At 62.5% G+C, this 19391-nt stretch carries 23 protein-coding genes and 1 tRNA gene; 14 read left to right on the top strand and 10 right to left on the bottom strand.

The features are described 5' to 3' along the window. The coding region (locus AC56LW_RS20195) for an HNH endonuclease (RefSeq protein ID WP_499637124.1) at positions 1-1029 on the top strand (1029 nt) is incomplete at its 5' end. 599 nt (positions 1030-1628) lie between these two features. On the opposite strand, the gene AC56LW_RS20200 is transcribed toward AC56LW_RS20195, so the two are convergent. The 6 genes from AC56LW_RS20200 to petA form a co-directional block, all read right to left on the bottom strand. Then, positions 1629-1704 (bottom strand) — tRNA-Thr (locus AC56LW_RS20200). A 26-nt stretch (positions 1705-1730) separates the two neighbouring features. After that, the gene (locus tag AC56LW_RS20205) at positions 1731-2237 is read right to left on the bottom strand and encodes a ClpXP protease specificity-enhancing factor (RefSeq protein ID WP_332531908.1); all 507 of its coding nucleotides are present in this window, start codon (positions 2235-2237) and stop codon (positions 1731-1733) included. A 132-nt stretch (positions 2238-2369) separates the two neighbouring features. Further along, complete coding sequence (locus AC56LW_RS20210) at positions 2370-2981, bottom strand: glutathione S-transferase N-terminal domain-containing protein (RefSeq protein ID WP_183554595.1); 612 nt, start codon at positions 2979-2981, stop codon at positions 2370-2372. Between the two features lie 98 nt (positions 2982-3079). Beyond that, positions 3080-3844, bottom strand: coding sequence for a cytochrome c1 (locus tag AC56LW_RS20215; protein WP_332531909.1), 765 nt, complete (start codon positions 3842-3844; stop codon positions 3080-3082). A gap of 30 nt (positions 3845-3874) precedes the next feature. After that, positions 3875-5287, bottom strand: a complete 1413-nt coding sequence (locus AC56LW_RS20220; RefSeq protein ID WP_332531910.1) for a cytochrome b — start codon at positions 5285-5287, stop codon at positions 3875-3877. A gap of 2 nt (positions 5288-5289) precedes the next feature. Then, positions 5290-5904, bottom strand: coding sequence for a ubiquinol-cytochrome c reductase iron-sulfur subunit (gene petA / locus AC56LW_RS20225; protein WP_499637127.1), 615 nt, complete (start codon positions 5902-5904; stop codon positions 5290-5292). A gap of 224 nt (positions 5905-6128) precedes the next feature. Between petA and mscL the strand changes: the two genes are divergently transcribed. The 4 genes from mscL to AC56LW_RS20245 are packed head-to-tail and all read left to right on the top strand — an operon-like array spanning position 6129 to position 8818. Then, complete coding sequence (mscL, locus tag AC56LW_RS20230) at positions 6129-6542, top strand: large conductance mechanosensitive channel protein MscL (RefSeq protein ID WP_183554587.1); 414 nt, start codon at positions 6129-6131, stop codon at positions 6540-6542. Next, positions 6539-7750 carry a trypsin-like peptidase domain-containing protein gene (locus AC56LW_RS20235; RefSeq protein ID WP_499637129.1) on the top strand — a complete coding sequence of 404 codons (1212 nt, stop codon included), beginning with the start codon at positions 6539-6541 and terminating at the stop codon, positions 7748-7750. Before mscL ends, AC56LW_RS20235 begins: the two co-directional genes overlap by 4 nt. A 28-nt stretch (positions 7751-7778) precedes the next feature. Continuing rightward, positions 7779-8465, top strand: coding sequence for a DUF2461 domain-containing protein (locus AC56LW_RS20240; protein ID WP_499637131.1), 687 nt, complete (start codon positions 7779-7781; stop codon positions 8463-8465). Between the two features lie 11 nt (positions 8466-8476). Continuing rightward, positions 8477-8818 (top strand): cupin domain-containing protein, encoded by a 342-nt coding sequence (locus tag AC56LW_RS20245; RefSeq protein WP_332531914.1) that lies wholly within the window; start codon positions 8477-8479, stop codon positions 8816-8818. A gap of 215 nt (positions 8819-9033) precedes the next feature. Here AC56LW_RS20245 and AC56LW_RS20250 read toward each other — a convergent pair whose 3' ends face one another. The 4 genes from AC56LW_RS20250 to AC56LW_RS20265 form a co-directional block, all read right to left on the bottom strand. Then, complete coding sequence (locus AC56LW_RS20250) at positions 9034-10062, bottom strand: NAD(P)H-dependent glycerol-3-phosphate dehydrogenase (protein ID WP_332531915.1); 1029 nt, start codon at positions 10060-10062, stop codon at positions 9034-9036. Positions 10063-10287: 225 nt separating this feature from the next. Next, complete coding sequence (secB, locus tag AC56LW_RS20255; RefSeq protein WP_183554579.1) at positions 10288-10746, bottom strand: protein-export chaperone SecB; 459 nt, start codon at positions 10744-10746, stop codon at positions 10288-10290. Between the two features lie 170 nt (positions 10747-10916). Beyond that, the gene (grxC, locus tag AC56LW_RS20260) at positions 10917-11180 is read right to left on the bottom strand and encodes a glutaredoxin 3 (RefSeq protein ID WP_183554577.1); all 264 of its coding nucleotides are present in this window, start codon (positions 11178-11180) and stop codon (positions 10917-10919) included. Between the two features lie 41 nt (positions 11181-11221). After that, entirely contained in the window at positions 11222-11623 is a 402-nt protein-coding gene (locus AC56LW_RS20265; RefSeq protein WP_499637133.1) for a rhodanese-like domain-containing protein, read from the bottom strand. Between the two features lie 89 nt (positions 11624-11712). On the opposite strand from AC56LW_RS20265, the gene gpmA reads away from it, so the two are divergent. The 9 genes from gpmA (at position 11713) to gspK (ending at position 19388) form a co-directional block, all read left to right on the top strand. After that, positions 11713-12459 carry a 2,3-diphosphoglycerate-dependent phosphoglycerate mutase gene (gpmA, locus tag AC56LW_RS20270; protein WP_499637135.1) on the top strand — a complete coding sequence of 249 codons (747 nt, stop codon included), beginning with the start codon at positions 11713-11715 and terminating at the stop codon, positions 12457-12459. A gap of 19 nt (positions 12460-12478) precedes the next feature. Beyond that, on the top strand, positions 12479-13963 hold the full coding sequence (locus AC56LW_RS20275; RefSeq protein ID WP_499637288.1) for a murein hydrolase activator EnvC family protein: 1485 nt from the start codon (positions 12479-12481) through the stop codon (positions 13961-13963). 17 nt (positions 13964-13980) lie between these two features. Further along, positions 13981-15459: a S41 family peptidase gene (locus AC56LW_RS20280; protein WP_499637137.1), complete on the top strand. Its 1479-nt coding sequence runs from the start codon at positions 13981-13983 to the stop codon at positions 15457-15459. A gap of 39 nt (positions 15460-15498) precedes the next feature. Then, the gene (locus tag AC56LW_RS20285; RefSeq protein WP_499637139.1) at positions 15499-16275 is read left to right on the top strand and encodes a HesA/MoeB/ThiF family protein; all 777 of its coding nucleotides are present in this window, start codon (positions 15499-15501) and stop codon (positions 16273-16275) included. Positions 16276-16415: 140 nt separating this feature from the next. After that, positions 16416-16871: a type II secretion system major pseudopilin GspG gene (gene gspG, locus AC56LW_RS20290; protein ID WP_183554567.1), complete on the top strand. Its 456-nt coding sequence runs from the start codon at positions 16416-16418 to the stop codon at positions 16869-16871. An 18-nt stretch (positions 16872-16889) separates the two neighbouring features. After that, on the top strand, positions 16890-17357 hold the full coding sequence (gspH, locus tag AC56LW_RS20295; RefSeq protein ID WP_332531978.1) for a type II secretion system minor pseudopilin GspH: 468 nt from the start codon (positions 16890-16892) through the stop codon (positions 17355-17357). Beyond that, complete coding sequence (gene gspI / locus AC56LW_RS20300) at positions 17354-17758, top strand: type II secretion system minor pseudopilin GspI (RefSeq protein WP_499637141.1); 405 nt, start codon at positions 17354-17356, stop codon at positions 17756-17758. The genes gspH and gspI overlap by 4 nt, the downstream gene beginning before the upstream one ends. Further along, positions 17755-18417 carry a PulJ/GspJ family protein gene (locus AC56LW_RS20305; RefSeq protein ID WP_332531921.1) on the top strand — a complete coding sequence of 221 codons (663 nt, stop codon included), beginning with the start codon at positions 17755-17757 and terminating at the stop codon, positions 18415-18417. Before gspI ends, AC56LW_RS20305 begins: the two co-directional genes overlap by 4 nt. Further along, positions 18417-19388 (top strand): type II secretion system minor pseudopilin GspK, encoded by a 972-nt coding sequence (gene gspK / locus AC56LW_RS20310; protein ID WP_499637143.1) that lies wholly within the window; start codon positions 18417-18419, stop codon positions 19386-19388. Before AC56LW_RS20305 ends, gspK begins: the two co-directional genes overlap by 1 nt. The last annotated feature ends 3 nt before the right edge of the window (positions 19389-19391 follow it).

The raw sequence follows: 19391 nt of genomic DNA on the forward strand, positions 1-19391 counted from the left end.
ACGATCCTCGCCTTCAATAAAGCGCTTCATTTTGCATCCGTCTTGATGAGATACTGGCTTAACGTTTACCGGACGACGTCCGTTTACACGACGCTACGTTTTTACACAGCCTGGGCCGAGAACGGACCTCTGGAGTTTCACGCCTTGGTCGAAGATAACGCCCATACTCGAGCATATCGAAGAGATAGCCGCATCGGTGCCGCACTGTCCACTCTGACTGAGCTCTGTGTGTATGCTACCGTCTCGACCGACGCAAACTATCACGCACTTCCCGAATGTCACGCTAGAATGCCGGCAGAGATTTCCGCGCAGTCGCGTTGTTACCCTTACCTTAAGCACAAACATATCATGGCAAGAAAAGCCTTCTCAGCTACCGAAAGACTAGCCGTCTACACGGCCCATGGCGAGAAATGCTACCTATGCACTAAGCCGATCTACCTGAAAACTATGCAGATAGATCACATCATTCCTGATTCGCTCGAAGGTATGGTTAGGCTAGCTGAGGTACTCATCCAGCTTGGGTTGCCGTCCACCTTCAACCTGCAGTCATATGAGAACTGGCTGCCCGCGTGCGGCCCATGCAACAACTTAAAAAAAGACCAGGTATTCGAGCCTGTGCCTATCGTCTTAGTGCTGTTGAAAAAAGCCTCGGAGAAGGCATCGAAGGCTCAGGCTATAGCAGAGAAAGCCGTAAGTGAGCAGAATGTCCAAAAAGCCTTGAACACGTTGGAGCGGGTCATTCACAACGACGCTCTCTTCGGTGAGGAGATCAAGACCCAACTGGCAGCGCTACTCAGGTTCCAGAGTATCTACCGGGCTCCGGAGATGGTTGGAAAGCCCGTTCTGGTTGGCCCCGGCCTAGAACTCTTGGCTGACAAAGACGGTATCCGAATTGTTCGCGGCCCTTATGGCGTAGGCGGCGGTCCTTCCACGAACCACGTCTCACCAGCGATGCAGTGCCCAGGCTGCGGATTCGCTTACTTCAACGGCGCTCGATGCGTATCTTGCGGCCTCATGGACGATGACTAAAAGCACCTAACAAAACCCGCAACTCGCCCTATAGGCAACAACTTCATACATTGAGCCATTCCAACCGTTCGCATTTGGCCATGAGCCGCCATTCAACTGCTACATTGACTGGCTGCAACCGGCCATAGGCAGGCATTCTAATTTAAGCGTTGTCGCCATCGCTGACCACGTCTGGCGCTATTACCTGCTGTGTTCGGGCTGCGCAACCCGCAGCAATGGTCTGATGGAGGATGCCTAAAGGAAAGCAAACTGCCTAGCGTCCGGCAATGGCGGCCATGTGTGGCCGTGGTCTCGGGTGCATCTTGGGTGGCGCTCGAGCGCCTGAACCGGGGAGGCCATGGCATGCTGCTCTACCTGCAGGTTTGGTATCGTATGTTTCTTAGTGAATCGAAAACGTCTAGTTTGGACCGAAGCCGCTTGGCAGCAGGCACCCTCGGTACATGAGCGTAAGTATTATCCACCTCAAGCTTACACAGACCCGCTACGTGGATTCTGATGGCCAGATGAATCGTCCTCGCAGATGGGTTACACATGAGTTACACAGAGCACAGATAGCAAAAAGCCCAGCCATGGCGGCTGGGCTAAGTGCTTGATTTTACTGGTGCCGGCTGCCGGTTTCGAACTGGCCACCTGATGATTACAAATCAACTGCTCTACCAAATGAGCTAAGCCGGCGTGATCTTTAGAGCAAGAATTATACGCTATTTGATCCGCGTGAGGGTCGGTCGTCCACCCTTCTTCGGTGGCTCGTCATCGCCACCCGACGGCGGGGCAGACACTTCCGTATCCGGCACCACCGGCGAATCCACGCCCTTGGACGGCACCGCCGACAGCGATGGCCCCGCAGGCGCGGTACCCACTTCTGGCGCCGAACCATCCGATGACGCAGCAGGCAATGCACCCACTTCAAACGCCATCCCCTGGCCATTCTCGTTGGCATAAATCGCCAGCACATTGTGCACAGGGATGTAGATCTCGCGCGACACGCCGTTGAAGCGTGCACGGAAGTGAACTGCGTCATTATCCATCTTCAGTGCCGAGGTGGCGCCGAAGCTGATGTTCAGGATGATCTCGCCCTTGCGGACGTATTCCATCGGCACCGTCGTCGATCCATCGACCTTGACTGCGAGGTACGGCGTAAAGCCACTGTCGGTGCACCATTCGTAGATGGCGCGCAGCAGGTAGGGTTTGGTGGAGATCTCTGACATGGTGGTATGGGCTAGCAATACAGGCAAAACGGGCGTTCGCGCCAGTCTATCGGATTCGCCCGAAGAACGTCCGATTCCGGCGCGTACGGTGCGGCTGAGGACAGGGGCGGCAACAAGCCCGCCCCAGGTCCATCAACGACGCATCACTTTCTCGGACGGGGTCAGCGCCTCGATGTAGGCAGGGCGCGAGAAGATGCGCTCGGCGTACTTCATCAGCGGTGCAGCCGTCTTCGACAGTTCGATGCCGTAGTGGTCCAGGCGCCAGAGCAGCGGCGCGATGGCCACGTCGAGCATCGAGAACTCGTCACCCAGCATGTACTTGTTCTTCAGGAACAGCGGTGCCAGCGTGGTCAGACGATCGCGGATTTCGGTGCGGGCCTTGTCGTGGATCTTGTCGTTCGACTTGTTGCGCTCGCTTTCCAGCGTGTGCACGTGGACGAACAGCTCTTTTTCGAAGTTGAACAGCATCAGGCGGGCACGGGCGCGCATCAGCGGATCGGCCGGCATCAGTTGCGGATGCGGGAAGCGCTCGTCGATGTACTCGTTGATGATGTTCGATTCGTACAGGATCAGTTCGCGCTCGACCAGGATAGGCACCTGGCCGTACGGGTTCATCGTCGAAATATCTTCCGGCTTGTTGAACAGGTCGACGTCGCGCACTTCGAAGTCCATGCCCTTTTCGAACAGGACGAGGCGGCAGCGTTGGGAGAACGGGCACGTGGTGCCGGAGTAGAGAACCATCATGGTTTATAGTTCCTTAAGAAACAAAGGGGTGCAGCGCCGAGCACTCACCCCAGAGAAATGATTGCCCGTATTATAGCCAACCGGACAACGAAAGCGAATTACTTCACTTCTTTCCAGTACGATTCATTCAATCGCCAGGCCAAAAAGGCGAAAATCGTCAGGAACAGGAGCACGAATGCCCCCAATCGCTTGCGTGTTGCCTGGGCCGGCTCGGCCATCCAGACCATGTAGGCGACCAGGTCGGCCGTGGCGGTGTTGAACTCCTGCTGGCTCATGGTGCCGGGGCTCACTTGCTCGAAGCCGGTGAAGGTGTGGACCATCTTGCCGGCTTCATGCGGATCGGGCTGCTCCGTGAACTTTGCTGTACGGATCCCCTGCTGCAGCCACATCGCATGCGGCATCGCCACATTCGGCACCACCATATTGTTCCAGCCGGTCGGGCGCGTGTCGTCCTGGTAGAACGTGCGCAGATAGGTGTACAGGTAGTCGGCGCCCGAGCCGCCCGGCGACGCCTTGGCCCGCGCGATCACCGACAAATCCGGCGGTACCGCGCCGAACCAGGCCTTGGCATCGTTCGGGCGCATGGCCGTGGTCATCATGTCGCCGACCTTGTCGGCAGAAAACAACAAATTTTGCCGGATCTGGTCGTCTGTCAGGCCCAGGTCGCGCAGGCGGTTGTAGCGCATCGACGCGGCCGAGTGGCAATTGAGGCAATGGTTGACGAACAATTTGGCGCCATTTTGCAGCGACGCGAGGTCGGCGCGGTCCGGGGCGCGGTCGAGCGGGAAGCTGCCTTCGGCGGCGAATGCCAGGCCGGGCGCCAGGGCCAGGATGGCGATCAGTTTTTTCACAAGCAATGTCATGGGATGTCCTTGTGCGCGGGTCCGAAGGCGTCAGTGCGGGGTGAAGGTGACACGGGTCGGCACCGGCTTGAAGGTGCCCATCGTGCTCCACCACGGCATCAGGAGGAAGAACCCGAAGTACGCCAGCGTGCACACTTGCGAGATCAGCGTGAACGCGGCCGTCGGCAATTGCGTGCCCAGGTAGCCCAGCGTCACGAACACCACGGCAAACACCGCATACACCCACTTGTGCCAGTCCGGACGGTAGCGCAGCGAGCGGGCCGGCGAGTGGTCCAGCCATGGCATGCCGGCGATGATCATCACTGACGAGCCGAACAGCACCACGCCCCAGAACTTGGCGTCGAGCACCTGTGGCAGCATGCCGATGACCAGCAGCAGGCCGACCACGGCGATGATTGCCTTGGTCGTGAAGGCCAGGCGCGACTTGAACCAGATGAAGACGACGTAGGCCGCGACCGCTGCCATCAGCACGTACATGAAGTCGGCCGTGGTGGCGCGCAGCACCGAGTAGAACGGCGTGAAGTACCAGGTCGGCGCGATGTGCGACGGGGTTTTCATCGAGTCCGCTGGCAGGAAGTTGTTGTACTCGAGGAAATAGCCGCCCATCTCGGGCGCGAAGAACACGACCGCCGAGAACAGCAGCAGGAACACGCTCACGCCGAACAGATCCTTGGTGGTGTAGTACGGGTGCGACGGGATCGTGTCGAGCGGGTAGCCGTCCGGGCCGATGTGGTCCTTGACTTCGATGCCGTCCGGATTGTTCGAACCCACCTCGTGCAGCGCCGTCAGGTGGGCCACCACCAGGCCGATAATGACCAGGGGCAGGGCGATCACGTGGAAGGCGAAAAAGCGGTTCAGCGTGGCGTCCGACACCACGTAGTCGCCGCGGATCCACAGCGACAAATCGCTGCCGATCACGGGAATTGCGCCGAACAGGTTGACGATCACCTGCGCGCCCCAGTACGACATCTGGCCCCACGGCAGCAGGTAGCCGAAGAACGCCTCGGCCATCAGGCATAAAAAGATGCCGAAGCCGAACAGCCAGACCAGCTCGCGCGGTTTGCGGTACGAGCCGTACATGAGGCCGCGCGCCATGTGCAGGTAGACGACGATGAAGAAGGCCGACGCGCCGGTCGAGTGCATGTAGCGCACCAGCCAGCCCCACGGCACTTCGCGCATGATGTACTCGACCGAGCCGAAGGCCAGCGCCGCGTCGGGCTTGTAGTGCATCGTGAGGAAAATGCCGGTGACGATCTGCAGCACCAGGACCAAGGCCGAGAGCGAACCGAACAGATACCAGACGTTGAAATTCTTGGGCGCGTGGTACTTGCCCCACTGATCGTTCCACAGCTTGGTGGCCGGAAAGCGGTCGTCGACCCAGGCCAGTGCCTTCCGGGCCGCCGGTGCATCGGCGGGCAGCTTTGTCTCCTTGAACGCGCCCATGGTTATGCCTCGCCTTTCTCGTCTTTGCCGATCACGATCCTGCTATCGGAGAGATACATGTACGGGGGAACGTCCATATTCGTCGGCGCCGGCTTGTTCTTGAAGACGCGTGCGGACAAATCGAAGGTCGAGCCATGGCACGGGCACAGGAAGCCGCCCGGCCAGTCGTTGGGCAGGTTCGGCTGCGGGCCGGCGGCCAGGCGCGACGAGGGCGAACAGCCCAGGTGCGAGCAGATGCCCACGGTGACCAGCACTTCCTTGTGTTCGACGCGCGAGCGGTGGGGGTTCTTGCAGTATTCCGGCATCTCGAGCTGGAATATCTTTTCGGAGGCGGGGTCGGCCAGTTCGTCCTGGTCTTTGTCGAGCGTGGCCATCATGGCGGGGGTGCGGCGCAGAATCCAGACTGGCTTGCCGCGCCATTCGACGACTTTCATTTCGCCGGGGGCGACGTCGCCGATATCGACTTCAACCGGTGCGCCTGCGGCCTTGGCGCGCTCGGATGGCTGGAAGGTGCTGACCAGGGCTCCCGCCGTGGCCACGCCGACGACGCCACCTGCGGCGCATGTCGCGACCAGCAAGCCCCGTCGACCAGGATCGACCTGCTTTTGAGTACTCATACCAACCCCACTCCGTGAATATACGAATTATAAGAATTAAGTCCGAGCTTCCAGCTTGCAAAATTATATGTGAACGGCAACACCTATAGAAAAAATATTGTCTTGCCTACACGCCTTGCAAAAATGGTCTTTTGCACCACACTTGTGCCTCGGTTGACGCCGCCGCCGAAAGGCATCGGTTATCATGCAACGACTTATTTCAACAACAATGAGAGGGGTTAGTCATGGCAATGATGGACGAATTCAAGAAGTTTGCGATGCGCGGCAATGTGATGGACCTGGCCGTCGGCGTGATCATCGGTGGAGCCTTCGGCCGTATCGTCGATTCGCTGGTCAAGGACGTCATCATGCCGCCGATCGGCGCGATGTTCGGTGGTCTTGATTTCGCCAATTATTACATCCCCCTCAATGGCCAGGGCTATAACCTACCACTTGCCGAGGCGCAAAAGGCAGGGGCCGTGCTGGCGTACGGTAATTTCTTGACGATCATGCTGAACTTTATCCTTCTTGCATTTGTCATCTTCCAGATGGTGCGCCTGATGAACCGCCTGCGCGGCCCCGTCGAAGCACCGACACCGGCCGCCACGCCTGAAGACGTACTGTTGCTGCGCGAGATCCGGGACGCCCTCAAAAAGTGAAAGATGACATCGTCCGCGACATAAGGCCCCCGCATCCGTTGCGGCGTTTCTGGGTACGTTCCTGGCTGCTGTTTGCGCAAACGGTCACGGTGGCGCTGGCCATCTGGTTTGTCGTGGCCGCGTTGCGGCCGGGCTGGCTCGAATCGACGCCGGCACCGAAGCAAGTGCAGGTGGGTACCCCGGGCAAACCGGTGCCCATGCTGCAGGCGCCACCCCGGCCCGCCACCGGCAGCTACCGCGACGCTGCCGCCAAGGCGATGTCGTCGGTAGTCAATATCTACACGAGCAAGGCGTCGCGCGAGGCGCATCCGCTGCTGAAAGACCCGCTGTTTCGCCGCTTCTTCGGCGGCGACCGCGCGCCGCAGGCCGAGCAGCTGGCCAGCCTCGGCTCGGGCGTCATCGTCAGCAGCGACGGGTACATCGTCACCAATTTCCATGTGATCGATGGCGCCGATGCGATCGAGGTGGGCCTGGCCGATGGCCGCAAGGCAGCGGCAACGCTGGTCGGCACCGATCCGGAAACCGACCTGGCCGTGATCCGCATCAAGGAGCGCAACTTGCCGGTGATGGTGCTGGGCGACCCGGAACTGGCACGCGTGGGCGATGTGGTACTGGCCATCGGCAACCCGTTCGGTGTCGGCCAGACGGTCACGATGGGGATCATCTCGGCGCTGGGGCGTAACAACCTGCACATCAACCACGTCGAGAATTTCATCCAGACCGATGCCGCGATCAACTTCGGCAACTCGGGCGGGGCGCTGGTCGATACCAATGGCCACCTGCTTGGCATCAACTCGGCGATCTATTCGCAGAGCGGCGGCTCGGTGGGCATCGGGTTTGCCATTCCCGTGTCCACCGCCAAGAGCGTGCTGGACGCCATCGTCAAGAACGGTGAGGTGGTGCGCGGCTGGATCGGCATCGAGTCACAGGACATCACGCCCGAAATGGTCGAGAGCTTTGGCTTGTCCAAACGCAGCGGCGCCATGATTGCCGGCGTGGTGCGTGGCGGGCCGGCCGAGCGCGCGGGGATTCAGCCGGGCGACATCCTGGTGGCAGTTGCTGGTAAAAAAGTGGCTGACACGAGCGAGATGCTCAAGCTGGTGGCCCAGCTCGAGCCGGGCGCGTCCGTACCGATGACGATTGTGCGCCAGGGGCGTGAAACAGCGATCGCCGTCAAGGTCGGCCGCCGTCCACGCCAGACGCCCTGAACTTCTTGAATTTTATTTTCGGACCCACATGCACCTGCGCGACCTGACGCAATACTTGAACGAACTGACCGAGAGCAATAACCGCCCCTGGTTCATCATGAACAAGCCGCGCTACGATATCCTGCGCGAAGAATTCCAGGAGGTTGTCACTGAACTGATCCGGGCCATCACGGCCTTTGACAAGCAGGTCGCGGCCTGCAACCCGAAGAAGGCGATGTTCCGCATCAACCGCGACATCCGTTTTTCAAAGAACAAGACGCCGTACAAGACGCGCTTTTCGGCCGGCATCACGCCGAACGACAAGCGCCGGCCCAGTGCCGGCGGTGGCTCGACCTATTATTTCCAGATCGATGCCAGCGGCAAGCTCGGTTTTGGCGTCGGCGAATACCTGCCGCCACCACCGCGCCTGAAGGCCATTCGCGAGCATGTGGTCAACGATGCGACGGGTTTTGGCAAAATGTTGAAGAATAAGCATCTCCGCGCCACCTATGGTGACCTCCCGGACGAGGACAAGTTGCAGCGTCCACCAAAGGGTTTCGATGCGGACCATCCGCATGTCGAATACCTGAAGCTGAAAAGCTTCTTCGTGTGGACTGAAGTCGATCTGGCGCTCAATGCGCCGGAAAAACTGGTGCCGCAACTGGCGCAGGGATTCAAGGACGCGTTTGCGCTGGTCACCTGGCTGCGCAGCGTTCCAGAACAACACGACGAATAGAGGAGGGCGACATGGCCTTGCATCACGCTACATCCGGCGAGAAAATCGCATTGCAACGCGGCGATAACGATATCGCCCATTTCACCTCGGTGGCCCTGGTCAAGACCGAGCATATGGAACTGATCCGGCTGGTACTGCCGGTGGAACGCCCCATCCCCGAGCACCGGGTCGATGGCGAAGTGACGGTACTGTGCCTGGAAGGCGAAATCGCCGTCGATGCGCATGGAGCAACGACGTCGCTGCTGCCCAACGAAATGGTGTATCTGAGCGGCGGTGTGCCGCACACGGTCCGCGCCGTGAAGGACGCAGTGGCGCTCATGACCATTCTGATCGGGCCGCAGCAAGCTGCCTGATACGCGGCTCCGACAAATTGCTTGGTGGCTTACTACACGCCGCAACAAATTGCTTGATGCGTAGGGTGGACGGCTACGCCGTCCACGCGGTGATAATTGGCGGCAAGATCATCCGGCGCGCGAACGGCGCCGGTATCGATCACCGCGTGGACGGGTAACCCGTCCACCCTACGCCTGATGGGTACGGTGTACGGCAATGCTGCCCACCGTAGGTTTTACGCGACTTCGATCCTCGGATCGCGCGCCAGCAAGCCCGCCGCCGTCCGCGCGGCATCGACCCCATCGAACAGCACGCCCGCCACCGCCTCGGTGATCGGCATGTCCACGCCCAGCTTGTGCGCCAGCTCGCGCACAGCCTTGGCACATGGCACGCCTTCGGCCACATGCCCCAGCTCGGCCACGATGGTGGCCAGCGCCTTCCCCTCGGCCAGCGCCAGGCCCACGCGCCGGTTACGCGACAGATCGCCCGTACACGTCAGGATCAGGTCGCCCATGCCACTGAGGCCCATGAACGTGCCCGGCTGCGCGCCCAGCGCCAGTCCCAGGCGCGTGATCTCGGCCAGTCCGCGCGTGATCAGGGCGGCGCGGGCATTCAGGCCCAGGCCCAGACCGTCCGATGTGCCGGTGGCAATGGCCATCACGTTCTTGACGGCGCCGCCGACTTCCACGCCGACCAGGTCGTCGCACGAATACACGCGCAGGTTGTCGCCGTGCGCCAGCGCGACGACGCGTTCGCGCAAGGCGCGCGAGCTCGATGCGACGGTCAGCGCGCACGGCAGGCCGCGCGCCACTTCCTGGGCGAACGACGGGCCGGACAGCGCTGCACCCGGCACGGCGTCGCCCAGGACTTGCGCGACCACCTGGTGCGGCAGCAGGGCGGTGCCGGCCTCGAAGCCCTTGCACAGCCAGACGACGTTGGGAATCGAGCGACCGCGCAATTGTTCGAGCAGGGGGCGCAGGCCGGCCACCGGGCAGGCCAGGATCAGGAGCGGCGTCTCGTCCGGCGCGCTCGTGGCGACATGGGCCAGCGCCGCGTCGAAGTCGGCGCTCACGCGCAGGGATGCCGGCAGCGGATGGCCCGGCAGGTAGGCGCGGTTGTCGCGCGCGGCCTCGATGTCCTGCATCTGCTGGGGATTGCGGCCCCACAGCAGCACGTCGTGGCGCGCCGCCAGGGCGATGGCCACGGCAGTGCCCCAGGCGCCGGCGCCCAGGACAGTGATTTTGGTGAGCTTATTCTGTTGCATGGAACTCCTGCAGAGGATTACAGGCCCCAGACATTCGAGACCATGATGTGATCAAAGGCGAATGCGCGCGGGGCGACCGGCAATGCGGCGCATGAGGCAATCAATGGGGAGCGGGCAAGACGGCGGGCGGAGAACATGGCGGGCCTGGATGGTGGTTGAAACCGGGACACCGGACATCTGGCACGAACGCGGCGTGGCGCCGCGTTCGTCGGGTACGACTGCTGCTTAGTTCGACGGCGCTGCTGCGGCTTCGGCCATGGCCTGGGCGCGCTGCTGGTAGAAGGCTTCGAAGTTGATCTCGGCCAGGTGCACTGGCGGGAAGCCGGCACGGCTGATCACGTCAGCGATGTTCGCGCGCAGGTAAGGATAGATGATGTTCGGGCAGCCGATGCCCAGCAGTGGATCCATCTGGTCAGCCGGGATGTTACGGGCTTCGAAGATGCCTGCCTGCTTGCCTTCGACCAGGAACGCAACCTTGTCCTTGACCTTGGCGGTGACGGTGATCGTCACGGTCGACTCGTAGATGCCTTCGGCGATGCTTTCAGCACCCACGTCGAGCGACACTTCGATCGCTGGCGCTTCTTGCTCCAGGAAGATCGATGGCGAGTTCGGTTGCTCCAGCGACATGTCTTTCAGGTAGACGCGTTGGATTTGGAATACTGGTTGCAGAGTTTCGTCGGACATGGAACGCTTTCTAATAATAGTGGGAAGTGGCGGGCCACTCCGGTTGCCTGGTCGAGCGCGACGTCGTGAACGGGCCGTCGGATCGAACACGACGGCAATTGTAGCAAAATCAACTTGCTTGCAATAGCAGTCTTGCCGCCGACGGCCGCGCTACGCAGCGCGCATGCAGCTTACTCGCCCTTGAGCAGCGGGTCCAGGCGGCCTGCCTGGTCCAGCGCATACAGTTCGTCAAAGCCGCCGACGTGCGTATCGCCAATATAAATCTGTGGGACCGTGCGGCGACCGGTGCGCTGCATCATGACCTGGCGCTGCTCGGGATCCAGGTCGACACGGATGCCTTCGATCTCGGTGACACCCTTGGCTTCGAGCAGGCGCTCGGCGCGGACGCAGTAAGGGCAAGATGCGGTGTGGTACAAAACGACGTGAGCTGCCATGATGAATCCTTTCGTGTGCCCGATCGACTCGATGGGGCGGTTTATTTGGTGAGCGGCAAGCCTGCAGCCTTCCAGGCCGCCAGGCCGCCTTCCAGGCTGTGGACGTCCTCGAAACCGGCCGCCTGCAACTGGCGCGCTGCCTTGTCGCTGCGTGCGCCGGTCTGGCAGACCATGACGACGGTCCGGGTTTTCGACTTGTCCAGTTCGCCAACGCGAGCACCCAAGTCTGCCAGCGGGATGTGTTTCGCGTCGCGCAGGTGACCGGCGGCGAATTCTTCGCTGCTGCGCACGTCGACGATCGTGGTCTTGCCGCGGTTGATCATCTGCGTCAGCTGCAGCGGCGATGCGCGTTTTCCGCGCGGCGCCAGGGCTGGCCACAACAGCGCGCCGCCAGCAAGAACGGCGATCGCTACGAGGAAAATGTTATCGATAATGAATTTCACAAGGGTTCCGATTGGTTGAACTGAATCGGGGCATTATAAAATAGATGCTGGACCGGACATCAACCAGAAATTTTGCGAAAAGAGCTTTCATGTACAAAATCGTATTCATGCGCCATGGCGAATCCACCTGGAACCTGGAAAACCGCTTCACCGGCTGGGTCGACGTCGACCTGACCGCCAAGGGTGTGGCTGAAGCAAAGGCCGCTGGCCGCGCGCTCAAGGAAGCCGGTTTCACCTTCGATCTCACGTATACCTCGGTGCTCAAGCGCGCGATCCGCACGCTGTGGCTGGCGCTGGACGAGATGGATGCGATGTATCTGCCGGTCAAGAACGACTGGCGCCTCAACGAGCGTCACTACGGCGCGCTGCAGGGCCTCGACAAGGGCGAGACTGCCGCCAAGTTCGGCGACGAGCAGGTGCTGGTCTGGCGCCGCAGCTACGACACGCCGCCGCCGGCGCTCGAGAAGGACGATTCGCGCACGTCGTTCAATGACCCGCGCTACGCCAGCCTGGACGAGAGCCAGATTCCGCTGACCGAATGCCTGAAAGACACCGTGGCACGCGTGATGCCAGCCTGGAACGACGAGATCGCCCCGGCCATCCGCGCTGGCAAGAACATCCTGATTTCGGCCCACGGCAACAGCCTGCGCGCCATCATCAAGATGCTCGACAACATCAGCGACGCCGACATCGTGGGCCTGAACATCCCGAACGGCCAGCCGCTCGTGTACGAACTCGACGCCGACCTCAAGCCGATCAGGCACTACTACCTGGGCGACCAGGCGGCGATTGCCGCTGCCATGGCCGCGGTCGCAAACCAAGGGAAGGCGAAGTAATCTTTTGCGTTTGCCAACCATGAAGGACGCCGGCAGCAAGCTGTTGTGCACACTGCTGGCGGTCGCGCTGTCCGGCGCGTTCGCGTCGGACGCGTGGGCGCAGCGCCAGACCGAGCGCAGCCGCCAGAAAGCGGCGGCCGAGAAGCAGCGCGCCGGCATCCAGCAACAGCTGGCAGCCATCAAGCGCGACATCAACCAGACCGAAAACGCCAAGGAAGACGCGGCCGACACGCTGGCCGAGTCCGAGGCCGCCATTTCCGACGCCAACCGCGCGCTGCGCGATCTGGCCGAGGAACAGGATACGACGGCAACTCGCCTGCAAGCGCTGGCGAATCAGCAAGCCCAGCTGGCGCAGACTATCGGCGCCCAGCAACAGCAGCTGGCCAAGCTGCTGCGCGAGCACTATGTGGCTGGCAACGAAGACCGCATCAAGCTGCTGCTCTCGGGGGATAACCCGAACCGCATCAGCCGCGACCTGCAACTGATGGCCTACGTGTCGCAGGCCCAGGCGCGCCTGCTGGACTCGGTGCGCAGCAACCTGGCGCAGGTCGAAGTCAACCGCGACAAGGTTGAAAACGCCCAGCAAGAGCTGGAAGAAATCGCCCAGGAACAACTCGATCAGAAAGCCATGCTCGAGAAGGAAAAGGCACGCCGTGCGGCGCTGCTGGGTACGCTGTCGAGCAAGCTGGCCGACCAGCGCAAGCAGGCCGATCGCCTGAAGGGCGACGAAGAGCGCATGTCCGGCCTCGTCGACCGGCTGGCGCGCCTGATCCGCGAACAGGCCGAAGCCGAGCGCAAGCGTCAGGTAGCGGCTGCGGCCGCGGCTGCCGCGAAGGCCAAAGCCAAGGCCGAGGCCGATGAAAAAGCCCGTCTGCTGGCGCAGGCGCGCGCCAAGGCGGCGGCCGACCGGCGCGCCGAGCGCGAACGTGAGCGTGAACGCATCGCGCGCCAGAACGCCAACGCCAAGCCGGGCGTCAAGCCCGAGCCGCTGCCGGCGCCGCTCCCCGCACCGGTCAAGGAAGCGCCGGTCGTGGCTGAACAGCCGCAGCCAGCGCCAACCCGGCCCGATCCGGCGCCCGAGGTTGCGCTGGGTCCGGCGGCGCCGTCCGGCTCGTTTGCCTCGCTCAAGGGCCGCATGAGCAGCCCGATCAATGGCAGCGTCGTGGCACGCTTCGGCACCCGCCGCGGCGATGGTCCGAACTGGAAAGGTACCTTCTTCAAGGCGCCCGAAGGCACGGAAGTACGCGCCGTGGCCCCGGGCCGCGTCGTGCATGCCGACTGGATGCGCGGCTTCGGCAACCTGATCATCATCGACCATGGCGGCGAGTACCTGTCGATCTATGGCTACAACCAGGCGCTGCTCAAACGCCCCGGGGACAGTGTGCGCGCGGGCGAGGCGGTGGCCAGCGCGGGCAACACCGGTGGCAACGAAGAATCGGGGCTATACTTTGAGCTCAGGCGTAACGGCAAGGCGTTCGACCCGGCAGGCTGGGTCCGGTTCTAGGTCACCACAGGGTACACATGGGCATGAAAGCAAAGGGGTTCGGGCTGGTTGGCGTGGGGATGGTGTTGGGTGTGGCGGCGTCGTTCCAGTTGTCTGCTTATGCACAAAAAACCGGCACGGCCACGTCACTGCCATTGGACGAGCTGCGCCAGTTGGCCGATGTGTATGGCCTGATCAAGACCGACTACGTCGAGCCGGTCGAAGACAAGAAATTGCTCACTGAAGCCATCGGCGGCATGGTGGCGTCGCTCGACCCGCACTCCGTGTACCTCGACCAGAAAGCGTTTCGCGACATGCGCGAAGCGGTGCAGGGCAAGTTCGTCGGCGTGGGCGTTGAAATCTCGAATGAAGACGGGTATATCAAGGTCGTCTCGCCGATCGAGGACACGCCCGCGTTCAGGGCCGGCATCAAGTCGGGCGACCTGATCACCCGGATCGACAATGTCCCGGTGCGCAATATGTCGTCCGACGACGCCATCAAGCGCATGCGCGGCAAGGTCGGCAGCAAGGTCACGCTGACTATTGCCCGGCCCGGCGACGACAAGCCGTGGGTCGTGCCGCTGGACCGCCGCGAAATCAAGGTCGTCAGCGTCAAGGCGAAAGTGGTCGAACCCGGCTATGCGTGGCTGCGCATCAGCCAGTTCCAGGAAAATACCCTCGACGAGCTGGCCAAGAAAACCAAAGAACTGTACGCCGAACAACCGGACATCAAGGGCCTCGTACTCGACCTGCGCAACGATCCGGGCGGCCTGCTGCCGGGCGCGATCGGCGTCACGGCGGCGTTCCTGCCCAAGGCCGATCAGGTCATCGTCAGCACCAAAGGGCAATTGCCCGATTCGAACCAGTCGTTCTACGGCCGGCGCGAATTCTATGCCCAGCGTGGCGATCCGCTGGCCGGGTTGCCGGCCGGGCTCAAGACCGTGCCGATGGTGGTGCTGGTCAATGGCGGTTCGGCATCGGCGTCGGAAATCGTCGCCGGCGCGCTGCAGGATTACCAGCGCGCGATCGTGATGGGCAGCCGTACGTTCGGCAAGGGCTCGGTGCAGACGCTGCGCCAGTTGTCGCCCGACACGGCGATCAAGCTGACCACGGCGCGCTATTACACGCCGAAAGGGCGGCCGATCCAGGCCACGGGCGTGCAGCCCGATCTGCGGGTGGACGAAACGGCGGACGGCGACCTGCTCAATGCGCTGCGCGTGCGCGAATCTGATCTGCAGCGCCACCTGGTGGCCGAAGGCGAGCAGCCTGCGGCCGCTGGCAAGGACCAGTCGGCAAGCCTGGCCCAGCAACAACGCGCGCTGGCACTGATGAAAGACCGCAAGCCGCTCGAGTTCGGCAGCAAGGACGATTTCCAGCTGGCCCAGGCCATCAATCACTTCAAGGGCCTGAAGGTGGTGCTGGCCAAGGGCGAGCCTGCCGAAGAAAAACCGGCACCGGCGCCATTGCCGGGTGCGGAAAACAAACCGCCCGAGCTGCATGCGCCAGCCAAAAAGTAACGTCTGGTGGAGGAGCGCGTCTTCCACCGCGCTTTCCCCATGAACGACAACCAACTCCTGCGCTACTCGCGCCACATCCTGCTCGACGACATCGGCATCGAAGGCCAGCAGCGCCTGCTGGACGCCCACGTCGTCATCATCGGCGCCGGTGGCCTGGGTTCGCCCGCGGCACTGTACCTGGCCTCCAGCGGCATCGGCCACATCACGCTGGTCGATGACGACACCGTCGACCTGACCAATCTGCAGCGCCAGGTCATGCACACGACCGGGCGCATCGGTGAGCCGAAAGTCGAGTCCGGCCGCGCTGCGCTGCTGGCGATCAATCCCGAGATCGAGGTCACCGCCCTGCGCGAACGCGCCGGTCCCGAGCGGCTGGTGGAACTCGCGCGCACCGCCACGGTCGTACTCGATTGCAGCGACAACTTCGCCACTCGCCACGCCGTCAACCGGGCCTGCGTGGCGGCCGGCACACCGCTTGTGTCGGGCGCCGTGATCCGCTTCGACGGCCAGCTGGCCGTGTTCGACGCGCGTCGCCCCGCGGCGCCGTGCTACGCCTGCCTTTTCCCCGAAGACAGTGGCTTCGAGGATGTGGCATGCAGCACGATGGGCGTGTTCGCGCCGCTGGTCGGCGTCGTCGGCGCGGTCCAGGCTGCCGAGGCGATGAAACTCATCATGGCCATCGGCGAACCGCTGGTCGGCCGCCTCTTGATGCTCGACGGCAAGTACATGGAATGGACCGCGATCGGTGTGGCGCGCAACCCGGCGTGTCCCGTGTGTGCGGCGCGCCATGGTGAGAGCGGCAACACTGTTGATTAGTGGTGTCTTAACGGGCATGGCGAAACGTGGTGTGCAGGTGAACGTGACTTACAATTGCGTACTTTTCGCAGGTACGCTTGTCATATTTCGGGCTTATACTGTGCCGGTTCCATCGATTCCCTTGTCATCACACAGAGCTTATGAATTTTCAACGTACTCAGCGCAACACGCGCAGCACAGGTCGTGCACGCGGTTTTACCCTGGTCGAGATCATGGTTGTCGTGGTCATCATCGGCATCCTTGGCGCGCTGGTCGTGCCCAAATTGCTGGGCCGCACGGGTGAATCGCGCGTCACGGCTGCCAAGGTCGACATCGCCACGATGATGCAGGCGCTCAAGCTCTACAAGCTCGACAACCAGCGCTACCCAACCACCGAGCAGGGCCTGGTCGCACTGACTACCAAGCCGACCTCGGGTCCGTCGGCCAATGGCTGGAAAGAAGGCGGTTACATCGAGAAACTGCCGAAAGACCCATGGGGTAACGCTTACCAATACCTGTCGCCGGGCGTCAAGGGCGAAGTCGACGTGTTCTCGTACGGCGCCGACGGGCAGCCGGGCGGTACTGGCGAAGACACCGACGTCGGTTCCTGGGACTAAGTTATTTCCATGCCGGCCATGCGCACAGCGCGCACACGCGGCTTCACCCTGGTGGAGCTGCTGGTCGTGATGGTCATCATCGGCCTCACGCTGGGCATGGCCACGCTCAACGCCATCCCGAGTCCGCGCCAGGATCTCGATAAAGAAGCGCAGCGCCTGGCGCTGCTGCTGCAACTGGCGCGCGACGAAGCGATCGTGCGCAACCGCCTGGTCGCGTTCGAGGCCAATGGCGACCGCTACCGCTTCATGGTGCGCGGCGACGCCGGCTGGGAGCCGGTCACGCGCGACGACCTGCTGCGCGAGCGTGAATTCAAGAATTCACCCCTGCAGTTGATTCTGGAACCATCTGGTACCGGCAACCCCGACATGCTGCGCATCACGTTCGGGCGCGAGCCGGTCGACCGGCCATTCGTGCTGACGATGGCCAAAGGCGGCAACACGGTCGCGATCCGCGCCGACGGCGTCGGCCACTTCACTGTCGAATGACATTCTCCGTCACCATGCGCCCCGTTTCCCGACCTGCTGCCGGTTTTACGCTGCTCGAAGTGCTGGTGGCGCTCGTCATCGTCGGCACGGCGCTGGCCGCCGGCCTGCGCGCGGTCGGCAGTCTGACCTCGAACAGCCAGGGCTTGCGCGCATCGATGATGGCGACCTGGTCGGCCGAGAACCGGCTCGTGCAAATCCGTCTGGGGCGCGAGTTCCCCGAAGTGGGCAAGCGCAGCTTCCCGTGCCCGCAAGGCGGCCTGAACCTGATGTGCGAAGAAGAAGTCCTGACCAGCCCGAACCCGCTATTGCGCAGGATCGAAGTCTCCGTGTTTGACGTCGACAAGCCTGGCCGCCGGATTGTCAAACTGATCCAACTGGTTCTGAGGCCTTCCCCGGTATGACGCGGATCCCGAGCAGCAGGCGCCCTGCAGGCTTTACCCTGGTCGAGCTCCTGGTGGCGATCGCCATCCTCGCCATGGTGGCCGTGCTCGGCTGGCGCGGCCTGGACGGCATCGTCCGCGCGCGCGTGGCGCTGACTGCCGACATGGAAACCACGCGCGGCATGCAGCTCGCCTTTGCCCAGATGGAAAACGATTGCGAGCACGCGGCCGGCAACGACATCATGGCCGGTCGTCCCGCGCTGCTGTGGGATACCGACCGCCTGATCCTCGTGCGCAAGGTGTTTGTCGAGAACGAACCGTCGCGCCTGCAAGTGGTGAGCTACCGCGTCGTCGAAGGAAAATTGGTGCGGCGCGAGTCGCCCGGCACGCGCGACCTGATCCAGATCGAGCAGCTGTGGCAAGCCATCGCATCCGATGCAGCGGCCGAGAATGCGCCGTCCGTCGTGCTGCAGGTTGGCGTGGTCGGCATGCAGGTGCAGGGCTGGCAGAACAATGCCTGGCGCAACGAACCCACGGCCGTGGGCGGCGGGGCGCCGGATCCCGCCTCGAACGAGTCGCCTGCCAAAAACGCGCAAGATCCGACCGGCGTGCAGGTGGCGCTGACCGTGCAGGGCCTGGCCCAGCCGATGGTCAAGGCATTCCTGCTGGGAGGCACCTGATGCATCGCCACCTCAGACACCAGCGGGGCGTTGCCGTCGTCACCGCCATGCTGCTGACCACGCTGGCCATCTCCATTGTTGCCAGCCTGTTCTGGCAGCAGCAGGTGCAGGTACGCTCGATGGAAAACCAGCGCCTGCAGTCGCAGACCAGGTGGATCCAGCGCGGCGCGCTCGACTGGGCCAGCGTGATTTTGCGCGTCAATAACAATAGCAACTACACCTCGCTTGACCAGGTCTGGGCCACGCCACTGGCCGAAACCCGGCTCGACCAGTACATCGAGCGTGAGCGGATCCAGGGCGAAAACTTCGATGCGTCGCTGTCCGGGCAGGTTCTGGACGCCACGGCGCGTTACAATCTGAACAATCTGGCCAAGGGCGGCACGCCTGACAAGGCAGAGATCGAAGTCATGCGCAGGCTGCTGACCAATCTGCGCCTCGAAGCGCGGCTGGCGCAGCCGATTGCCGAGTTTGTTGCTGCCGGTCAGCCCCTGGTCGCCGAGCCGCCGCAAGAAGGTACAACCCCGGTAGCCCAGAAGCCGCGCACGGGGGCGCCGATGCGGCTGGAGCGGGTCGATGATTTGCTGATGGTGTCAGGTCTCAAGCCCGAAGCGGTCGAGCGGCTGCGGCCGTTCGTCATCGTGCTGCCGGCATCGAATACGGATGTGAATGTCAATACTGCGGCGCCTGAGGTACTGGCCGCCGTGCTGCCGGGAAGTTCGATGGCCGAAGCCAATTCGATCGTCGCGCAGCGCCAGCGCGTGCCGTGGGCCGACGTCGAGAAGTTCAAGACCTCGTTGCAGAATCCGCAGCCCGAGGTCCAGCCGAAGATCACCGTCAAGAGCACGTATTTCCTGGTGCAGAGCCGGATCCGGCTCGACCGGGCCGCATTGGATGCCGAGTCGCTGGTGCGAGTCGGCGGCAATCTGGTCAATTCCGGTAGTGTGAACGTGATCTGGACCCGCCAGAACTGAGAA

The organism is Telluria sp. LT2P80, assembly GCF_059685955.1.

Excerpts from the sequence above, each read along its gene's own strand:
- AC56LW_RS20205 (WP_332531908.1), bottom strand. The coding sequence starts at position 2,237 with ATGTCAGAGATCTCCACCAAACCCTACCTGCTGCGCGCCATCTACGAA.
- AC56LW_RS20210 (WP_183554595.1), bottom strand. The coding sequence starts at position 2,981 with ATGATGGTTCTCTACTCCGGCACCACGTGCCCGTTCTCCCAACGCTGC.
- AC56LW_RS20215 (WP_332531909.1), bottom strand. The coding sequence starts at position 3,844 with ATGACATTGCTTGTGAAAAAACTGATCGCCATCCTGGCCCTGGCGCCC.
- AC56LW_RS20220 (WP_332531910.1), bottom strand. The coding sequence starts at position 5,287 with ATGGGCGCGTTCAAGGAGACAAAGCTGCCCGCCGATGCACCGGCGGCC.
- petA (WP_499637127.1), bottom strand. The coding sequence starts at position 5,904 with ATGAGTACTCAAAAGCAGGTCGATCCTGGTCGACGGGGCTTGCTGGTC.
- mscL (WP_183554587.1), top strand. The coding sequence starts at position 6,129 with ATGGCAATGATGGACGAATTCAAGAAGTTTGCGATGCGCGGCAATGTG.
- AC56LW_RS20240 (WP_499637131.1), top strand. The coding sequence starts at position 7,779 with ATGCACCTGCGCGACCTGACGCAATACTTGAACGAACTGACCGAGAGC.
- AC56LW_RS20245 (WP_332531914.1), top strand. The coding sequence starts at position 8,477 with ATGGCCTTGCATCACGCTACATCCGGCGAGAAAATCGCATTGCAACGC.
- AC56LW_RS20250 (WP_332531915.1), bottom strand. The coding sequence starts at position 10,062 with ATGCAACAGAATAAGCTCACCAAAATCACTGTCCTGGGCGCCGGCGCC.
- secB (WP_183554579.1), bottom strand. The coding sequence starts at position 10,746 with ATGTCCGACGAAACTCTGCAACCAGTATTCCAAATCCAACGCGTCTAC.
- grxC (WP_183554577.1), bottom strand. The coding sequence starts at position 11,180 with ATGGCAGCTCACGTCGTTTTGTACCACACCGCATCTTGCCCTTACTGC.
- gpmA (WP_499637135.1), top strand. The coding sequence starts at position 11,713 with ATGTACAAAATCGTATTCATGCGCCATGGCGAATCCACCTGGAACCTG.
- AC56LW_RS20275 (WP_499637288.1), top strand. The coding sequence starts at position 12,479 with ATGAAGGACGCCGGCAGCAAGCTGTTGTGCACACTGCTGGCGGTCGCG.
- AC56LW_RS20280 (WP_499637137.1), top strand. The coding sequence starts at position 13,981 with ATGGGCATGAAAGCAAAGGGGTTCGGGCTGGTTGGCGTGGGGATGGTG.
- AC56LW_RS20285 (WP_499637139.1), top strand. The coding sequence starts at position 15,499 with ATGAACGACAACCAACTCCTGCGCTACTCGCGCCACATCCTGCTCGAC.
- gspG (WP_183554567.1), top strand. The coding sequence starts at position 16,416 with ATGAATTTTCAACGTACTCAGCGCAACACGCGCAGCACAGGTCGTGCA.
- gspH (WP_332531978.1), top strand. The coding sequence starts at position 16,890 with ATGCGCACAGCGCGCACACGCGGCTTCACCCTGGTGGAGCTGCTGGTC.
- gspI (WP_499637141.1), top strand. The coding sequence starts at position 17,354 with ATGACATTCTCCGTCACCATGCGCCCCGTTTCCCGACCTGCTGCCGGT.
- AC56LW_RS20305 (WP_332531921.1), top strand. The coding sequence starts at position 17,755 with ATGACGCGGATCCCGAGCAGCAGGCGCCCTGCAGGCTTTACCCTGGTC.
- gspK (WP_499637143.1), top strand. The coding sequence starts at position 18,417 with ATGCATCGCCACCTCAGACACCAGCGGGGCGTTGCCGTCGTCACCGCC.